Origin of the sequence: Vibrio sp. 2096 (assembly GCF_033339595.1) — a bacterium.
GTDB classification, from domain to species: Bacteria; Pseudomonadota; Gammaproteobacteria; order Enterobacterales; family Vibrionaceae; genus Vibrio; species Vibrio alginolyticus.
The window spans coordinates 1-17,899 of record NZ_JAWOUX010000013.1 but is presented as its reverse complement, the minus strand read 5'-3'; the positions used below and the strand labels follow the sequence as shown (position 1 = coordinate 17,899).

General features: G+C 40.0%; 17 protein-coding genes. 11 read left to right on the top strand and 6 right to left on the bottom strand.

Annotated elements, in window-relative coordinates:
- The first annotated feature begins 64 nt into the window (after window positions 1–64).
- Window positions 65–2,308 carry an ATP-dependent helicase gene (locus tag R7Q41_RS19775; protein WP_025633991.1) on the top strand — a complete coding sequence of 748 codons (2,244 nt, stop codon included), beginning with the start codon at window positions 65–67 and terminating at the stop codon, window positions 2,306–2,308.
- 199 nt (window positions 2,309–2,507) lie between these two features.
- On the opposite strand, the gene R7Q41_RS19770 is transcribed toward R7Q41_RS19775, so the two are convergent.
- The 6 genes from R7Q41_RS19770 to R7Q41_RS19745 are packed head-to-tail and all read right to left on the bottom strand — an operon-like array spanning window position 2,508 to window position 6,227.
- The gene (locus R7Q41_RS19770) at window positions 2,508–3,284 is read right to left on the bottom strand and encodes a TfoX/Sxy family DNA transformation protein (RefSeq protein WP_025633992.1); all 777 of its coding nucleotides are present in this window, start codon (window positions 3,282–3,284) and stop codon (window positions 2,508–2,510) included.
- Between the two features lie 6 nt (window positions 3,285–3,290).
- A complete protein-coding gene (locus tag R7Q41_RS19765) occupies window positions 3,291–4,169 on the bottom strand; it encodes a hypothetical protein (RefSeq protein WP_025633994.1) in 879 nt (292 codons plus the stop codon).
- Window positions 4,166–4,786 carry a DotI/IcmL/TraM family protein gene (locus R7Q41_RS19760; RefSeq protein WP_025633995.1) on the bottom strand — a complete coding sequence of 207 codons (621 nt, stop codon included), beginning with the start codon at window positions 4,784–4,786 and terminating at the stop codon, window positions 4,166–4,168. The genes R7Q41_RS19765 and R7Q41_RS19760 overlap by 4 nt, the downstream gene beginning before the upstream one ends.
- A complete protein-coding gene (locus tag R7Q41_RS19755; RefSeq protein ID WP_025633997.1) occupies window positions 4,783–5,472 on the bottom strand; it encodes a DotI/IcmL family type IV secretion protein in 690 nt (229 codons plus the stop codon). The genes R7Q41_RS19760 and R7Q41_RS19755 overlap by 4 nt, the downstream gene beginning before the upstream one ends.
- Before the next feature lie 9 nt (window positions 5,473–5,481).
- Window positions 5,482–5,859 (bottom strand): hypothetical protein, encoded by a 378-nt coding sequence (locus R7Q41_RS19750; protein WP_025633999.1) that lies wholly within the window; start codon window positions 5,857–5,859, stop codon window positions 5,482–5,484.
- A gap of 5 nt (window positions 5,860–5,864) precedes the next feature.
- On the bottom strand, window positions 5,865–6,227 hold the full coding sequence (locus R7Q41_RS19745) for a hypothetical protein (RefSeq protein WP_025634000.1): 363 nt from the start codon (window positions 6,225–6,227) through the stop codon (window positions 5,865–5,867).
- A gap of 708 nt (window positions 6,228–6,935) precedes the next feature.
- Between R7Q41_RS19745 and R7Q41_RS19740 the strand changes: the two genes are divergently transcribed.
- The 10 genes from R7Q41_RS19740 to R7Q41_RS19695 all read left to right on the top strand — a co-directional run.
- Window positions 6,936–8,558, top strand: coding sequence for a hypothetical protein (locus R7Q41_RS19740; protein WP_025634005.1), 1,623 nt, complete (start codon window positions 6,936–6,938; stop codon window positions 8,556–8,558).
- Window position 8,559: 1 nt separating this feature from the next.
- On the top strand, window positions 8,560–11,274 hold the full coding sequence (locus R7Q41_RS19735; protein WP_025634006.1) for a type IV secretion system DNA-binding domain-containing protein: 2,715 nt from the start codon (window positions 8,560–8,562) through the stop codon (window positions 11,272–11,274).
- Between the two features lie 59 nt (window positions 11,275–11,333).
- Window positions 11,334–12,410, top strand: coding sequence for a DotH/IcmK family type IV secretion protein (locus R7Q41_RS19730; protein WP_025634007.1), 1,077 nt, complete (start codon window positions 11,334–11,336; stop codon window positions 12,408–12,410).
- Between the two features lie 12 nt (window positions 12,411–12,422).
- The gene (locus R7Q41_RS19725) at window positions 12,423–14,063 is read left to right on the top strand and encodes a DotG/IcmE/VirB10 family protein (RefSeq protein WP_203347292.1); all 1,641 of its coding nucleotides are present in this window, start codon (window positions 12,423–12,425) and stop codon (window positions 14,061–14,063) included.
- A gap of 52 nt (window positions 14,064–14,115) precedes the next feature.
- Entirely contained in the window at window positions 14,116–15,471 is a 1,356-nt protein-coding gene (locus tag R7Q41_RS19720) for a hypothetical protein (protein ID WP_025767068.1), read from the top strand.
- Complete coding sequence (locus R7Q41_RS19715) at window positions 15,468–15,875, top strand: hypothetical protein (protein WP_025634011.1); 408 nt, start codon at window positions 15,468–15,470, stop codon at window positions 15,873–15,875. The genes R7Q41_RS19720 and R7Q41_RS19715 overlap by 4 nt, the downstream gene beginning before the upstream one ends.
- 2 nt (window positions 15,876–15,877) lie before the next feature.
- Complete coding sequence (locus R7Q41_RS19710) at window positions 15,878–16,264, top strand: hypothetical protein (protein ID WP_025634012.1); 387 nt, start codon at window positions 15,878–15,880, stop codon at window positions 16,262–16,264.
- Between the two features lie 75 nt (window positions 16,265–16,339).
- On the top strand, window positions 16,340–16,747 hold the full coding sequence (locus R7Q41_RS19705; protein WP_025767067.1) for a hypothetical protein: 408 nt from the start codon (window positions 16,340–16,342) through the stop codon (window positions 16,745–16,747).
- A 351-nt stretch (window positions 16,748–17,098) separates the two neighbouring features.
- Entirely contained in the window at window positions 17,099–17,614 is a 516-nt protein-coding gene (locus R7Q41_RS19700) for an SMI1/KNR4 family protein (RefSeq protein ID WP_203347280.1), read from the top strand.
- A 34-nt stretch (window positions 17,615–17,648) separates the two neighbouring features.
- Window positions 17,649–17,899 (top strand): transposase (locus R7Q41_RS19695; protein ID WP_206937370.1); only part of this gene is annotated, 251 nt, incomplete at its 3' end.

The following is a 17,899-nucleotide window of genomic DNA, read 5'->3' as shown; positions in this document are numbered from 1 at the left end:
CTAAAGTTGACTTTGAGGTTGAATTAAAATACCATATATAAACACTTAAATGGGAGGGATGAGAATGAAATTAACCGCGAGTCAGTATGAAGGAGTCAACACGACTGGAGTACCTTGCATGATTAATGCGGGGGCAGGTAGTGGTAAGACTCGCGTTATTGTGGAGAAGGCCGCGACATTCATTGAGTCAGGCTTGGAACCCTGTCGACTTTGTGCCATAACCTTTACCAAGAAAGCTGCTGCGGAAATGTTAGAGCGTCTTTACTTACGTATAGGTATCAAAGCTTATCAAGCTGTTATCTGTAACTGGCACTCCTTTGCACTAAACCAAGTCATAAAACCTGCCATCAAAAAGCAACACCCATATTTTGTAAAGTGCGGTTATACATCGAGTGACTTAGTTATCTTGGATGAAACTGAGTCCCTTACACTAATAAATGAGTCAGCTAAGAAAACATTATCGAACTCAGACTATGAGTTCTTAAAAGAGCACGGTGGTGCAAAGTATGTTCAAAACTTCATGGGGCTATCCTTGTCCTATGGTCGTGGTCCTAAGTCTGAGTTCGAGCACCAGTCCAAAACCAACCCAAATCTGACTTTTGATGAGAAAGCCTTGTTAAGCCATTGCGTTTGTATCTGGAAGGTCTACTACAGACGAATGATTGAGCTGAATGCTATTGATTACGACCACATTCTCGTCCATGCGGTAAAAATTCTCACACATGATGTAGGTTTTAGAACCTGGTTGCAAAACCAGTTTAAAGCAGTACTTGCCGATGAGCATCAGGATGCTAACCCAGTCCAAGGCTTATTGTTAAAACTTATTGTTGGTCAAGGCAATAACCTAACTATGGTTGGTGATGAAAAACAAAGTATTTATGCTTTCAGGGCTGCAGATGTCGGTCAGTTACTAAATGCTCAAAAAGAATTCGGAGACATGAAGATTGTTCAGATGGGAGAGAACTTTCGATCAACTGAACAAGTTGTAAATGTGGCCAATGCTATTGCTGACTTAATGCATGAAGACCAAAAGGTTACAGACGGACATATGATAGCAATGGCAAATATTCAGGGTGATAAGCCAATTGCCCGACAATTTGCCAATGACAAGGATGAGGCAATTACGACAGCCAATGAGATTAAACAGGCTATCGAATCTGGTGAATTAAAACCAGAAGAAATTGCCATTCTGTATCGTTCAAAAGTAATCAAAGACCCAATTGAAGCTCAACTTATTGAGCATGGGGTAGAATACCGAGTTGTTGGCGACAAGGATTTCTTTGATAGTAAAGAAGTAAAGGACTGGAGTGCATTCCTACGTTTCTGTGCTAATGAGAAGGATGTTATGGCTGCTTCACGTGTCATTGATGCAGCAAGCCTTAAAACTAAGGGCGTAACTATGCGCCAAAAGCTCATTGATAAAAACCTAACAGTTATTGAATACTGTAAGTACATGACCACGTATGGAACTGTAAAATCTCAAGATAGAAAGCTTGGATTTGCCTCTTTGTTGGAGTGCCACTCAATTATCAAAGAAGCATTGTTCGAATGCGGTTCAATCACTGACTTAGCAAAAATAAATAACTATGAACTTAGTGATTCTGAACTGAGAAATAAGTGGGGAGAAGTACTTTCTGGCTTAGAGGAAGGTTTGCATCAAATCTGGGTCGAGCTGTTCAAACCCAAAATTATAGATAACGCTAAGAAGAAGTATAAAACTCAAGAGATGACAGCAGAAGTAATCTCAGAAGTTAATAAAAGAGAGCAAAACGTCATTACCTTAACAAAGCGCCTTTTTGCTTTCACTGAGGTTCATGGACACTTACATGATTGTATCAAAGAACTTAACATGCTGGTGGATTCTGGTGAGCAAGGGGCTAGTGCGGTTCAGTTAATGACAGAACACGCTAGTAAGGGCTTAGAGTTTAAGCGTGTATATGTCATTGGCTGCGAAGAAGAAGCACACTTCAAAGGTAATGAGAAAGACAATGTTCATGAAGAGCTTAGGCTATTCTATGTGGCCACCACTCGTGCAGAAAAGGATCTAATTTACTCATATGCACAAAGGCGCTTAGTTCACGGTGAGTTCAAGACACGGAAACCTCTACAATTTCTATGCGCTCTTCCAGTAGACCTTCTTTACTGGGAGTCTTCAATATCACCCAAAGTAGCGTATGAAAAAAGTAATAAAGAAACCACTACAAAACGAACAGGAAATCCTATTCAAATGCTGGCTAGAGGACAGTTACCACACCCCAAGCTAACAGTAGAGGTAAAGGAAACTAGAATCGAAGGATTTAAAATATAGGGTTAATGAGGGAATCAGCACTTGTAGTATGGTGAACGATACCTAGCTAACGTCACCATATGTTTTGTGGAGAATTACATACATTCAACATCTATTGCTGTTTGAAACTAACTAATAAATAGAGGCCTAATGAGCGACTGGTTACCTTGTAACTGATGGTTTAATTGCATGTCGAAAGAAACTAATGCAAGGTTATTTTCTAGCTGTAAAACATATAAGTCAGAGGGGCGTATCCTCTAATTTTGGCGAAAAAATTATAAGAATCAACTAAGCGTTGTTTGGTATCGTTAGATAAGTAAGGAACTTGAGTATCCTCTCTTAAGCAATGTAGCTGAAATAACAAGCGTACCCCTTTATAGCTCTTCGAGTTTCCACTTTTGATCTTATGGAACAAAACATTTAAGTCTGCCTTCCTTAACTCTGATTGCTTATTTATACCGATATCTTTTAGTGACTTAAATATTGTAGGACTGAGGCTAGGCATTGCCGATATATCTAAATCCTCACTTTGTTGTTGTTTTTTTATTGCTGCATTTAGCATGATCTTTAACTGCATTATTGTCTCCACAGCTTGCTGATCTGATACTTTTTCTGAAAGATAGCGCTTCATAAGAAGTCTTGAGGATCTAGAGCTATTGGGTACAGAAATAGGGTACTTTTTACATAGATAAAACCCGTATGATTCGAGTGACTCTAGTAATGGGGAGTCTGTTTCTTGTGGTACATAGATATTGAGAACACCCTCACGCTGGTTAGCTATCATGTATCCACAGTAAGTGAATTGAAACTCGCCAAATGAAGGTCGGCTAAAGACCCCTTCAATTGGCTGAAAAAGGTCTCTATAGTAGTTTGGAGCTTTTGCCAACGCTTTTTTAGTTTTTGACTTTCCTTTGCGTGATTTATGTAAATTTTTTTGCAACAAAGACGGTTGAAAGTTTCTCGGGTTAACTTGAAGCTCTTTATTTTGACTTTTCATGTTCACTCACTCGATATCGCGTATTTTGAAGATAGAAACAGGGAACTCTTTGTTGAAAGCAGATTCTCTGATCATCTCAACTTGCCACAAGGTGGGAGAAGAGACAGAAACTTTCTCCATCGTATAATGCATCTTAAGTTGGTAAATCCAGACAGCGCGGCTACGCATAACGCCGCTGCCAGGTACGGCTTCACGCTGAGCTATTGCTTTGTTCAAAAGTTTAATAGAGCTTGTGTCTACGTGGAGTAATGCAGAAGTCTGGTATTTCTTCATTATATTTATATAGTTACTTGCTCTTAGAAGCTCAATAAATATGTCTTGGGTGTCTGTTTCAGAGTCCAAATGGTTGGACTTGCACCTAGACAGTACTGTTGCTGCATTTAAGTAGTTCATTGAAAAACAGTCTTTAAGGCTATCAACTAGATATTCACGAACTAATACTTCTGACTCTTCTTCAGAGTAAGTTTCGCCAGGGTTTCTTTCTTGGTCCTTAGTCGGCAAGATATGCTTATCTGTGGGTATTGGGTATACAGCAGTATCACTTGTCGTTGATGCAATAAAGTAGTTTGTTGAAGTAATCTTTGTGGTATCTATGAACAGGTTCAAGGCGTATAAAAATGCAACAATAGCTAAGAAAAATAAAACCAGAGCGTAGTATGGAGATCGCTGGACAGACTTAAAATTGTCATAGATTAAATTATGACGTTTATCTGTTTCAAACACGGCATCGTGGTTACGGTTAACCTCGCTGGAGGGTATTGATTGGCAACTAAAGGTATCCCCTTTAACAAAGCTATCCTCAGTAGACTTCGAACTTTGTCTTCCTGTTAACGGAGTCTTCCCCAAAGCTGTACTAATAAAATTGAATAGGTCTTTAACGTTCATCTAAAAACCACCCTGTCGATGAGTAATGAACTTGCGTTATCCGCTCTAGGTTCAGGTAGAACTGTGTAGTGAGCAATGAATGAGGTTGTTTGGTCTCCTGATACCGATTGGACTGTTACCATTATCGGAACCTCAACTACCCAAACTAAAGGCTTACCAGGTTTGTTCTTTAAGGTAACGATAGGATCGTAAGGAACAACAACGTTAGCCTTACCTTCTGACATAAGAATCGCCTCAATCATAGGGTCAGTAGGATAAACATTGAACAGTGATGTGGCGGCTATTGGCGCAAAGTGCTTTTCAATACAGTTGGCATAATCGTTATCGCGTTCACCGTTCATTAGGTGTTGAGCGGTTTTATAATCGACGGTATAGCATGAGCTCACCATACGACGAAGAAACCTGACAACCTTCTCGTCTGTATAGCGTGGGTCACGTGATACAAAGGCCCTTGTGTAACCACCATTACCATCAGAATAAAGAAAAACTCTATCCGGGTTCCCTAATAGTTCTTCATTGAATTCGGAAAGTTTAAAAATAGCTAAAACAGATAAAACGATAGCAAGCACAAATGGCCAGTCGAATTTAAGTATGCGAATAAGTCGTGGAATATTCATAACCAATCAACATCCCAATTAGAAGAACTTATGATCTTAACTGCACTTGCCCCCTTACCCTTTGGCACACGTTGTAAATCAAGCCAGAAAGTTACATTAGCGGCCTGGTGCCTTTGATTCTGAATAGCCTCGAGCTCAGTTTCAGTTGCGTCTTTAACCTTCAAAGATTTTTTCATAATCTTGCCCTGAACTTTAACTCGCCATACCCAGTAGGCATCTTTTGTGAATCTTCCATCAATTTTCCCGTCAACTGTGCCACTGTATTCCATAAAAGGCGCTCGGGTAGGGTAAAACTCAATAATTTCTTTATTAGAGAAAATGGTTGATAAAATTTCTGCTTCTTGAACTGCGCTTGAGAATGACTTCCAGCCAGAAGTAGTAAAGAATAGTAATGCTGATTCTGTCATAGACAATTCATAACTATCGAAAGATAGAGAGAGTGTGTTGTACATAGCTTCAGTTACAAAATCCATAACTTCAGAGTCAGAAAAAAGACGGTCACTTAATGGGACCTGAGGAACTATTCGGGTAATGCCCTTATCGTTGTAAGTGGGGATCTTGTAGTAACCAGATTTATTTGTTGTAAGAGTGTTTAGTGCAAACTCTAAGAAATAGATAATGACCACCAGCACTACGAAACCAGATAGGAGCCCTCGATGATTCTTAATTACGGATGAGCGAAACATATCCTTCCTCTAATCCAAGTTACCGATGCGTACAGGCTTGCCAGTAGGCTCAATCCTTGCGTCATGGGAGGTAGCGCTGATATTTATTCTTTCAAGCAGGTAAAAATTAACCAGCGAACCAGTCAATAAAAGCAGGGTGAGGCCCCACGTAATTGAAGTCAGTGCAAGTAAAGCCTTAGTTGCTCTATTTGCAACATAAGGGTTTCTATTGACACCCAATTCAGCCAATTTCACACCCATTATTCTGCGCGCTGGTCTTGGCTTTATACTTGGTATCTTTTCTAGGCGGCTTCTGACTTCTCCTGGGATGGGAGAAGACCCTGCATGGATAATTAACTCGGCAGATTGGGTAACTGATTTAAAGCCAACAGACTCTTCGTTTTCCATTACATTTATCCTATTAGTTGTAACCTTTCTATTTCCTTGCGCAGATAGGAAAATTCAACACCATCAATCTCTATCGTTTGTTGGTATGACTGGGTTGAGCTTTTAAACTTTTCTAAAAGCTCTGTTAATTCAATGGAATCTGTAGAGATTGATGAGTTAACAAGGAAGCAGCGATCGAGGGTGTCCAACTCTGGATGGTTACTATCGACAATAGAGACAAGAATACTCAAAACAGGTTTGTAGCTATCAGCCGAAGATAGTTGTAACTCAGCAACACGGCGTCCATATTCGACATTCGAGATAATGCATAAAGTTTCTTTTTCTTTTTGAGAAAACAAAATGACGTTGCTTCCTAACAGTGACTCCAAACTACTACTACCTATGACATATTTTATAATCACAAAAATATATGTCTTTTACGGATGAAAAGCAATGCCATATTTTTGGTTGTTTGGTTGTTTGGTTGATTTGATTTTGAGGGTTGACCGAGATGTTAGATTTGGTTGTTTTCGTTTAGCTAAAACCATTCCATCCGTTGATAAATTTGCTATGATGTGAAAAATATATGCCTTAAATGGATTAAAAGCAACGGTGCAAAAATGTTAACTTTAATATTTCTACAGTATCTTTCATTACTCTTAATGCCTGTTTCAGGTGGAGTTTCTCTTCTTGCTCCGGTACTTAGTTTATTCGTCACATATATCGGAATGTGGAAACAGTTCAGAACGATACATCCAGTACTTAAGTCACATTTAGTAGGGCAAGCGATTGTCGGAGCTTCGGTCATATTTTGTGTGATCAGTATCGTCTTAACCTTCGAAATAACTCAAGCTATGCAATCGTTAACAGCTTCCGACAAGAACTTTTCGGCAAAAGTTTTAACGACTTTCGGATGTGTTGTCTTCCTCTATTACTACTTCGTCATAACCGTAAACTTTATACTTCATCGAAAAGGTCTAAGGGCACGGCTTGTGTTACCCATTCCATTGACCAAAGGAAAGTATGATTCTCTAAAAATGATTCTTAAAGAGCGACGTATTGATGACACAAACATAATTTTTAAGGATTCCTAAGTTATGAGTCAGCGTACGCCAGAAAAAGAATCAGAGTTGAATGCTTCAGTCGCCCTAGCTCTAGCATTAGCAATAGGTATGGGTTACGGGGTTTACGCGCACTTTTTCCACATACTTGCTTTTGTGTGGAGAATGCTAAAGATAGCTCAGATGTTTACATTTTTTGCTTTTGAGAACCTCGTGGTTGTAACTACCTCTTGGCTAACAGGATTTCAAGGATGGGGGTTTAAGGAGGGGCTATATCAAATATTAGAATTGCATTATACGATGATTACACCCGAGTATATTGGAGCTTACGACTCTATTTTCGGAAATATACTTAAATGGCCCTTCGCTTTAGCTCTGATCTACTTAGGTTGTAAAGAATATTCAATACGCTCTAAAACCAGAAAAGAACACAACGTTGAATCAATGATACGGGCTGCTTCCAAGGTTCATCCTCATTTAAAACGTATAGTACCGCCCAACTTCTACGATAAATTGATGGGATATTCCATTGGCTGGATGTTTCCTAAATATAAAGAACGTTTAGAGGGTGAAAACCCTTGTGACTATTCACATGATTACAATTTCGAAAATCGCTCTGACTATGAAAACCGATACGCTATGGGTGTATCTCCTTACGAAATGCTCACAGCAAATCCTCCTTTGGGTGTCACATTAGATGAAATAGAACGTGACAAAGAAATGCAAAAAGAAACGGGGTTTGTTAGCAATTTTAGGCCTATTTGTTACTTCTATTACTGCGAGAACCCGAAAGACTCAACAATAGAGTTTTGCTCTCGAACAGCGACTATCAGCTTAGAGAGGCTTCTCCTCTGTCCTTTACCGCAACAACTACATTCGGAAGATAAACTAGCACGGTTGTTTGATGATAATGGGAAAACCATTCCAATTGAATATGTAGATAAACAGGGTAATGAAGCGGATAAGTTTAAGAGAGGAGGAGCGATAATAGGTGGCTTTCGTCCAACAACTTTATTGAATGATGGCGTCCCTTACGCTGGCAGTATCGAAGACACAATACTTTTATTTAACGGTATTGAAAGAAAGGTTCTTACACAGCTTAAGGAAAAAATGGATGGAAAGACAACCCGTACATTCGAAGAAATCCTCTATGCAATGGTAACAAAGAAGCATGCTTATTCTACTACTGTAATCTGGGCGTTGATGCTTCTCTTTAAAGATGTAAACCGTATTGCAGGAAACGAGTTTACTTGGGTAACTAAGCATGACCGAAATTTAGGAATGGTATTGCAGTCTATCGGCAGAGAAACACCTTTCTTAGAAGCAAGTGGTACTCGCTCGCATTTTCTTATGGAAAGAAAAGCCGGATTTCGAATGACAATTCCAAGTGTCCTAGGAGCAGTGCAAGACCTTCACATTAATGCAGAGAGAATATTAACAGCAGGTAAGAAAGGAGAAGACCTCCTGAACATGGATGAGGATGAATTTAGTAGATTATTTGATCTCAGCGAGATAGAGAAAAAGGCTGATGGCCGAGAGAATGAGGCAAAACAGATTCTAAAGTCACTAGGTGTCGATATAGAAAAGGATGAGAAAGTCTTCAATGACCCTTATGAGGATATTCCTGAGTTAATGAAGCAGTACAAGGAAGTTGATTAGTATGGCCAGTTTTAAGAAGCAGTCGGTTCTAAACACAAACCCTGAACTGAATAACCCAGAGCTCTTTCATCGTGATTCTCGCACTATGTGGATGCGAATACAGTCAGCAGTAAATGTGTCATTTCCTTTATTAATTGCTGCATGCGGGATTGCTTTGTTTATGTTCCCTCAAAATGGGGACTTTATTTTTGCATTTGCAATTTGTCTGAAGCTTACAAACTCAAGAGAGAAGCATGAATATCCTTTTGACGCGCCGGAGTGGGAGCAGTTTATTTCAAAAAAGGAGTCGTTAAAAGACGCAGTTAAAGCTGGCCATCTTATTCCCCAGCGTAAAAGAGGAAACGGTACATTAATATTCGGGTTTGAATTTTTTCTACGTAGGTTACTCGTATCCAACCCGGATATGGAAACAAGACATACACTCGTCATGGGCAGTACGGGCTCGGGTAAAACTGTACTTATACTGACATTGCTATTTCAAGCACTTCTCCAGCCAGGAGGAACATCAGCAGTCATAGTTGATGGTAAGGCGGATATAAAATTGTTTTGGACAATTTTCGCTATCTTGAAACGATTAGATAGACTCCACGATTTGTTGGTTCTCAATTTTCTGACTCCCATGGACTCCTTAGATACTACTAACATGCACGACGACGATCGCATTTCGAATAACATGAATATTCTAAATGCGGGAACCCCTGACCAGATGAAGACTATAACCATGGGGTTAGGGCGTGAAACGGATGGAGGGGATAGCTCTTTTTGGGAAGGTCGTAGTTCTACTATGATTGGGGGAGCATATCAGTATCTTGCTTACGAAAGGGATGTGGAAGGCTTAGATTTAAACATCGAAGTGGTTCGAAACTTTCTTGTCATTAAAACTATGCTCAAAAAGGCAGCGCGAAAAGATGTGCCTTTAAAGTACCGACAACCACTCCAGCAGTATTTAAAAACCTTGCCTTCTATTAGTGATGCCATATTTGATATGACTGAGGAACAGATAGACAACCTTGATCTTAATAGTAAAGCAGATGAACAGCACACATATTGTGTGATGATGATTAGTGAAACCATGGCTGACTTGAGTGAAACCATGGGGCATATATTCGTGACAAAACTTTCGGAAGTAAATATGACGGATGTATGCTTAGGGGGGCGAGTATTATTAGTTCTGCTTCCTTCCATTGCCAAAAACCCAGATTCCGTTGCAGCATTGGGTAGGCTTCTATTGCAGGGATTACGGCCTATTTTAATGAGAGCTGCTGGCTATAAGCTACAAGGTTCTCGAATTACTACAGTAGACAATAGACCTTCCAGTGCTAGATATCCTGTACGACTTTTCTTTGATGAGTACGGAATGTATGCGGTTAAAGGTTTTTACATGATTGTTGCCTTGGTTCGTTCATATGGTTTTCACGTTCTTTTTGGAGCTCAGACAGCCGGAATGTTCCAGAAGGTTTGCGGCCGGGATGAATATGAAGCACTAATGGGCAACTTAAACAATAAATTCATTCTTAAAAATGAAGACCATGGTGAATCGTTACAGTTGGCGCTTGGTCGAACTGGCAAGGTATTTGGTTCCCGTCAGGATAGAATAGAGAATAATTTGGCTGGGGCGGTCCATGATAACGATGATGTCCGAGTAGAAGAAAAAGATACTGTAAACGCTAAGATGCTTGCTAGTGCTGAACCTGGAGAAGGCTTATACATTTTTGGTGGTGATGTATACCCATTCCGAGCATTAAAACTCGACTTCCCAGATGTAGAAACTTCTCGTTTGAACTATTTTGCTCAGGTGCTTGAGCCTTCTGACGATGAGGTAGAAACGGCTAAGAGGCAGCAGTTAGTAAAATCCAATGAATATGTTCAACAGGCCAACGATTATATCGATAGCAATGTCGAAATGTTGGAGTTCTTAGAGCTAAAAAATAATCTAACTGAAGTAAGAGCATTAAACCTCACTGAAAACATCTCTAAACAAATGATGATGGCTATTGGTTTAGGGATAATTAAAGAAGACGCAACGTTGATAACGGAGAGCGCCATTGAAGAAGTCGAAGAAATACGACCTGAAGAATCATCAGTAGATGTATTCGATGAAGAGCTTGTTGGTCTTGCACAAACAGATGCTGAAGTACAGATTATGGGCTCTATGGAGGCTTATAATGAAGAAGTTTCAGCCTTTAATGATGAGCTCGATTTTAATGACTTTGAAAACACCTATAGTGATGAGGATTGGCCAGAAGAAGAACACGATTTTGATTCAATTATGCAGTACAACAACTTCTATGCCGAAGGTCCCTTTGAGCACAGTACTAGCGAAGAAGTTGTTTCGCCACCAGCATATTTATCCACTCAAGATTTAGGTACGAACGAAGAGACCTCCGAAGTAGACCTTGCTAATTTTGACAATGATGCATACGGCGAGTTGGATATCGCTTATAACAGTAGATATGTTTCATCTAACCTATCAGATCCATTTCTTGAAAGCGCTCAGGAGAACAATAAAGGCACTATCTCTGGTACTACTATAGATATAAATTTGTTAGCTGGTTTAGATGAGCCTAATGCTGAAAGAGCCACAGAGGCGGCGATCAATCAAGTCAAGGACATATTGGAATATCCTAAAGAAGAACTCCAATCAGAGCCTCTCGGCGACGAAGAAGTCAGTGATATTGTAGAGAAAACACTACAATCGTTAGGTTTGTCTGAGTAGGGTTGTTTTTAATACACAAATGAAATATATTTACGCTTGTTAAACTTCAAGGATTACCAATGCACTCAAGAAACATCTCCTCTCTGAAAGCCTATTTCCGCTTAACAGTAAGTGCGGTGGTGTTGTCATTGTCGGCGTTTTCTCAAGCTAATCAAACTAACCAAGTTAGTCATGCTGCAATTGCGGATGCATTGTTAAAGAAATATGGAAGTATAGAAAATATATTGATTAACATGCGTGAACTTGAGGTGTATGAACAAAATGCAATTCAGACGTACATAACAGATCTAGAATACTCGAAACTCCAGAGTAATTACCAAAATAGAGACAGACTTGAGATACTGAGGGCTGAGAATAAAAAGAATGACATCATTAAAAGTGAGAAAATGAACTCCGACCCTGCTTTTATTGAAAGGATGCGTAAAATAGAAAGGCAGAGGCTAATTGCAGAAAATAAACTTTTAGTAAGGCCCCCGGAAAGTCTAATTGATACGATTAAATTCGATCCTTCACTACCTCAGGAGTTAATTTTGCAGGTGTACCCTGGCTTCCCTGGGTCTATTTCATTTTTCGACCAGACAGGAGCTCCTTGGCCTATTGTATATGTTAAGCTAGGAGCTCAGGGAGCCTTCGAGGCTGGAAAAACACCCGGTAACGCATATAGCTTGGAAGCTCGTTTACCTGGAGTAACTCATTCGGGCTGGTTTCAGCTGAAGGGTTTAGATACAACTATTCCTTTCATGATTAGTTCTGAAAAAACAGATTACTACAATTCTCGAAGACAAGTGATCATTCCACTAATTGGCCCGAACGCCAAGCCAATACAATACCGTTCTACTTCAAGTGTAGATCTTGATAAAGCTGGTCCAGAATTCTTTTCTTTTCTTTCAGGTACGACAACAGGTGTGCCTGGTGCCAAAGAAACTAAATTGCAAGGAATCAATGGCCAAGCCTATTTATATAATGAATTTGTTTATATCAGAACAACAGCCATTTTAAGAAGCAAAGGTAGCTCTTTGGTAAGAGAGGGAAGTGTCGGTGATTACAACCTTTACAAGCTTTACCCCCGTTCATTCTATTGGTTTAGCGATGGTCGACAGAAAGTAAAAGCGTTTGTGGATACAAGTGAACTATAAGGCTTCTCACCGATGAAATTAAAAAAAATAGCAATCGTTGTAGGTTTGTTTGTAGTAGCCGCCGGAGGGATTGGATACGCAATCTATATGGCTTCCAATCAAGTTACAGAAGACCTTTCGGGCAAAGGTGATAAAACAGCGGGTAGACCTGTCGTTAAAACTGACGATGTGATTAAGAACTCAACTGATGGGACAATCAGTGTTCCTGAAAATTCACCTATCGCTAAAGAAACCGAAGAAAGGGAGAAGAACGCGCGTAAACAGGCTGCTACTAATGGCGAGAGCCATATCAGTAAAACTCGCGTACAAGAATCAGCAACGGGACCAGATACAAAAACCGAAGTTGACAAGCCTAAGTCGCAGGAGGTTGATCCCCTGGGGCAAGAAGTTAAGTCTGGCAAAGATGCTGAGTCTAAAAAGACAAATTCAGATACAGAAGAGAATAGTGCAGGTAGAGACGTAAAATTACCGTTGCCTAAACAAGATATAGAAACTTCAAGCCAGCTAGAAGATCTCCGAAACGAACTAGCAACGACTAAAATGAGTTTAAAGGCTCAAGAAATAAAGAATCGAAACGACAAAGCCGATGCTGAGCGACAGCGGTTGATACAATTAGAAGCTGAGCGACAAAAAAAGATATCAGAAGGTGCACAAGCATTATTTTCAGGTCTCCCTTACGCACCAGATACAGGCGAAAAGTACAAAATCACTTATAGTAAGAAGGCTGACATTTATAGTAAAACATCACAGTTCGTTTTTGACCCGAGTGATGCAGAACAAGAAGTGGCCTCAGCATTGTATCGTTCTGATGGAGGTCAGACTCAAATGGGGATTCATCCTAATTATTATAAGAAAGAAAACACAGTTGGGTATACGGACAATGAAAAAGAAACCTCTAATGAAAAATATAGACAGCCACCAGTTGAAGTAGACCAAGAGTCTATAGTATTTGATGCAGGTGAGTTGGTTTATGCCCGTACCACCTTGCCTATCGACTCAGACATTCCTGGCCCAATCAGAATTCGTTTATTAACCGGAAAAGCAGAAGGTAGTATTGCGTTCGGTGAAATGGAGCTTATAGAACAAGCTCCAGGTGTTGCCTTAACTGTAACGTCTGTTATTAGAGATGGGAAACAAATCCCTGTAAAAGCTTGGGTATTATCTGCTGAAACTGAAAAGGCGCTTATAGAAGGTGAAGTAGACCACCATTACATCCAGAGGTTTGGTGGCATGTTTGCTGGTTTGTTTATGACAGGTTTTTTGGATTCACTCATTGATACGACAGTGACAACATCAAATGGGGAAACAACAACTTCGACAGGTGCGATTGATAATACGAGAGACAGAATTGTTTATAGTATCGCCAAAGCTGCACAAGGCTTTTTACCTATCCTATACGATAATGCGAGAAGACCTGTTCAGGTAGAGATACCGAAAGGTCAAACTATGTACTTATTGTTTGAGAATCAAGTACAAGAAACGGATGAAATTCAAACTCCGAATCAGAGCGATCTTCTCAAGATGATGGCGGAGCAAAATAGACTAACAGAAGTTAATTCCGAAGAAACTGACCTAAGCTCTGAAATTCGCAAATCGAATATTGGGCAAAATGTATCAATCCCGAGTGACAACAAAACTCGTTTATGGAATTAATTTAGATCTTTTATATAATACATTATTCAATTAAAAACAAGGAGCGATCATCATGAGCGATAACGAAGCTCAAGACGCAAATGCTGGCAAAGCGAATAAAAGCCAAAGCAGCTCAGCAAAGCCAAAAGTAAAGTTACTCGTTTATGTCGTAGGAGCTACTTTGCTTGTTGGTGGTGCTAGTTTAGCTGCACATAAAATGGGTTTGATACCAGATTTTGGAGGCCCTTCCAAAGTAGAAGAAATACAAAAGCTAGAGAGAAATCTTGAGCGTGAGATCACCGCTCTCAGGCAATCATTGCCTGAACTCATTAAGACTGAAATAGATGTGATTACTAAGTCTGAAGAGTTTGGTGCTATCACTGAATTACAAAGACAAGAAATCGCTCAATCAATCATTACTAAAATAGACATTCCTAGCAAAGTAAAGGATGAATTTGGTAAGCAAAAAAGTGAGATTGTGAAGTCAACCTCGAAAGCTGCGTCACAGAATATTACACAGACGATCAGTTCGACCTTACAGCAACAAATTGATGACTCAATTACAATGAGATTGAAGCCATATCATCAATTTAATTCTGCTCAAGAAACTTTTAACGTTAGTTTAACCAATAGATTGGATAAATTGGAAAGCGATGTAAATTCATTTGAAGGCGAGTTTGCTAAATTAAACAATAGCCTTTCAAACGGACATACGAAAGCAGCGCGAAGTAGTGAGCGTAAACGCTTAAAAGAATTCAACGTTGTGGATGAGATTGCTGAGGGGGTTTTTGCTGTACGTGCACCAGATAGATCCGATAACTCTCCACATTACATCACTCTTTACAAAAGTGAGCCGTTCAAATCAAAAATTGGCAACCATAAAGTCACCAACATTAAAGGTGAGGGAGAAGACGGAGTTTTACTTATTGGCAGCAAATACTTTATTGATAAAGAACGCCAGGAGTACACGCCGACTGAACTAGCCAACCTTCGACGCTCTCAGCAGTCTAAAAAGAAAGTTGTAAAACCTGCTAAAGAATCGATTACAAAGCCAACGGCAGTACAGGTTGCTAAGACTACCACCCAACATATTGGTAAAAATACAGAAGTAAATAGCAAAGTAGTACAGCCAACGATGGCAATAGCATCTAGCTCGACTGTAGTACAGCCAATAGAAGCGCCAAAAATGGTAGTTCCAAGTACGGGAGTAACATACAAGGATGGGCGAATTCTTCTTCCTGACTACGCAATGATCACTAAGTCGCAGGACCTAAACAGTGCGCTAGTCGTAAATCTTACCAAGACCTCTGGCGAAAGAACTATTTCCGTAGAAAAAGGAAAATACTACGACTTCATTGGAACTGTTAGAGAAATCTCGGCTGACGGAACAATCTGTTCAGATACTTACTGTATTGGAGCGCTTCGATGAAAAAGTGGTATTGGATGTTTGTTTACACATTATCCAGTAGTTCATTCGCTTCAGAAACGCATAACTCCACCATTGCAGATGGCGGAATAAATGTAATTAAACATGTTCGACTTTGGATTGCAGTTCTCTGGAATTTGAGAGCAGTACTTGGCCTCGGTCTTGTCGTGTTTGGTTTCATCGGTTGGTACAAAGCAAACAAAGCGGATAATGATGTTTCTGTTCTATGGCCAATATCCTTCTCAATAGCTGGCGCATTATTAACTTTCCACGGTGGTTTAGATCTAGTGGGTGAGGTATTTACCTTTAGTGACACAGTGGACCCAATAACACTCGACTCATCTGGTCGGGCAAACCTCTCTTCTAACACAACTTATATCTTCGATGAAGGAGATAGCACGGAGTAACTATGAATAAACTAACGAAATGGTCCGGTGCCCTGGGTATCGCTCTAGCACTAACCTCTGTAACTACGATGGCAGCCAATGAAACAAAGCTAGAGCAAGCTGCAAAAAACGTGGATGCAATTTCAGCTGCAGGTGGTAGTGCTACATATACCATAGGCTTATGGATTGGTATTGCAATGATTGTCATTAGCCTTGCAACCTGGGCATGGAATAGCCGAGAAAGCTCACCACAAAGTAAGGGCGTAGGAAAATTCGTTCTAATCTGTGGTATAGCAGGGGCCGCTTTGACTTTCCCAAGTGCTTACATAGCAATGTTCGGTGAGGCAGCAAGCATCTCAAGTGCTGATGAGTCTGTTGATTATCGTGACCTTCAAAACGTAAACAATTAGATAAACATACACAACCCCACTATCGAAAGCGTTAATAGATCGTGGGGCTAATTTTATCATCTACAAGGAACAAAAATGAAGAAAATACTACTTATGGCATCGACATTATCAGTTATTGCTGGCTGTGCTAATCAAACCGAACTAAGTGAACCAACAGTAGAGAACCCATCTTACCAATATCCTGGCATATCCAAGATATTATCAATTGATTATTTCGAAGTGGATAAAGGGACATCAGTTGCTCTTACGGAATATTTAGATAATCAAGATAGGTTTTGCTTCCAATGGGTTTCGTCAGCAAAGAAAGTAAATGGTGAAACAAAAAATGAGCATTCAATAGAAGCGAATATTTCTGTTCATTGCGGAGGATACGAGATTAGACAAGTTGATAATAAAGGTGGTGATTACGTTTCTACTGATATAAGAGCCGTTAACAAGTATAAGAATCGTGAAGGGTTATTCGTTCAAAATCTAGAGATGTAACATTTATTTTATTAAAATTCTAATCTACCAGTTTTACACTAATGCGCGCAACACGGTGATGAGCAGTCAAAACTCTCCGACCCAAATATGCCCATGAAACAGAGAAATTTAGAAGTTAGGAAACGGCTCTTTCTTTGCTCATACTCGCTCAAGTTAACCGCATTTCGCATTACCTCTAATTAATAGGGGTAATACGAGTTTCCTATGTTCCGCATAACTAGTACTCATTCTAACTAAGACTTCTGGTATTTGAGTTGGAGCAGTGCAGAAGAAATAGATTAATACCATCGCTTCGATTTTGAAGCTTATTCTTTCAAACCCGAAGATTACAATGAAAACGAGGGAAAATTAATGTTCGAGCAAGTAAGAAAAGAAATACTTAATAAAGCACCACTAGTTGCTGATGCGTTCTTAGAGCCAGCGTCGGAAGAAGAAATAAATTTGCTTCGCTGTAATGTGGGTAGAGAGCTACCACAAGATTTAGTTGAACTGTACAAAACATCTAAAGGGCAGGACCCCGAGAAGCAAGCAAATTTTGCTTATGGCGTCGCTTTACTCTCTATCGGACAGACCTCAAGCCTTGTAGAAAACTATAGCCATGATGGTGATGGAAACGTACTCAGTTATACCGATAAAGGTATAGATAAAGAGTATACCTTCGGCAAAAGTAGAATCCCAATTGCGGATGACTGTTCATCTTGTTTAATTTGCGTTGATTTAAGTCCAACAGAGGAAGGTAGTTTCGGACAGGTAATTCTCATAGATTATGACTACAAGGTCGCTTTAAAGCTTGCCGATTCTCTAGCTGAATTAATTTCTAACTTCAAGAAGGATTTAGAGCCTATCCCAAAAGGAATTATCGTATAATATAATGAATAACGATAATTTCTGAGGGCAACGTATGGCAGGCAACAAGTGGCAAATCAGTGATGAACTCTGGGAGAAAATGGCTCCTCTCATCCCGGAGCATAAAACTCACCATCCTCTGGGTACGCACCGCAAGCGGGTTGATAATCGCGCTGCAATGAACGCCATCTTCTTCGTACTCAGGACGGGTTGCCAGTGGAATGCGCTGAATGCCACCGGTATATGCTCGTCAAGCTCTGCTCATCGCCGATTTCAGGAGTGGCGGGATGCTGGCGTATTTGAACG

Coding starts and splice junctions, on each gene's coding strand:
- R7Q41_RS19770 (WP_025633992.1), bottom strand. CDS start 3,284: ATGAAAAGTCAAAATAAAGAGCTTCAAGTTAACCCGAGAAACTTTCAA.
- R7Q41_RS19740 (WP_025634005.1), top strand. CDS start 6,936: ATGAGTCAGCGTACGCCAGAAAAAGAATCAGAGTTGAATGCTTCAGTC.
- R7Q41_RS19750 (WP_025633999.1), bottom strand. CDS start 5,859: ATGGAAAACGAAGAGTCTGTTGGCTTTAAATCAGTTACCCAATCTGCC.
- R7Q41_RS19735 (WP_025634006.1), top strand. CDS start 8,560: ATGGCCAGTTTTAAGAAGCAGTCGGTTCTAAACACAAACCCTGAACTG.
- R7Q41_RS19700 (WP_203347280.1), top strand. CDS start 17,099: ATGTTCGAGCAAGTAAGAAAAGAAATACTTAATAAAGCACCACTAGTT.
- R7Q41_RS19720 (WP_025767068.1), top strand. CDS start 14,116: ATGAGCGATAACGAAGCTCAAGACGCAAATGCTGGCAAAGCGAATAAA.
- R7Q41_RS19765 (WP_025633994.1), bottom strand. CDS start 4,169: ATGAACGTTAAAGACCTATTCAATTTTATTAGTACAGCTTTGGGGAAG.
- R7Q41_RS19755 (WP_025633997.1), bottom strand. CDS start 5,472: ATGTTTCGCTCATCCGTAATTAAGAATCATCGAGGGCTCCTATCTGGT.
- R7Q41_RS19710 (WP_025634012.1), top strand. CDS start 15,878: ATGAATAAACTAACGAAATGGTCCGGTGCCCTGGGTATCGCTCTAGCA.
- R7Q41_RS19760 (WP_025633995.1), bottom strand. CDS start 4,786: ATGAATATTCCACGACTTATTCGCATACTTAAATTCGACTGGCCATTT.
- R7Q41_RS19775 (WP_025633991.1), top strand. CDS start 65: ATGAAATTAACCGCGAGTCAGTATGAAGGAGTCAACACGACTGGAGTA.
- R7Q41_RS19725 (WP_203347292.1), top strand. CDS start 12,423: ATGAAATTAAAAAAAATAGCAATCGTTGTAGGTTTGTTTGTAGTAGCC.
- R7Q41_RS19705 (WP_025767067.1), top strand. CDS start 16,340: ATGAAGAAAATACTACTTATGGCATCGACATTATCAGTTATTGCTGGC.
- R7Q41_RS19715 (WP_025634011.1), top strand. CDS start 15,468: ATGAAAAAGTGGTATTGGATGTTTGTTTACACATTATCCAGTAGTTCA.
- R7Q41_RS19730 (WP_025634007.1), top strand. CDS start 11,334: ATGCACTCAAGAAACATCTCCTCTCTGAAAGCCTATTTCCGCTTAACA.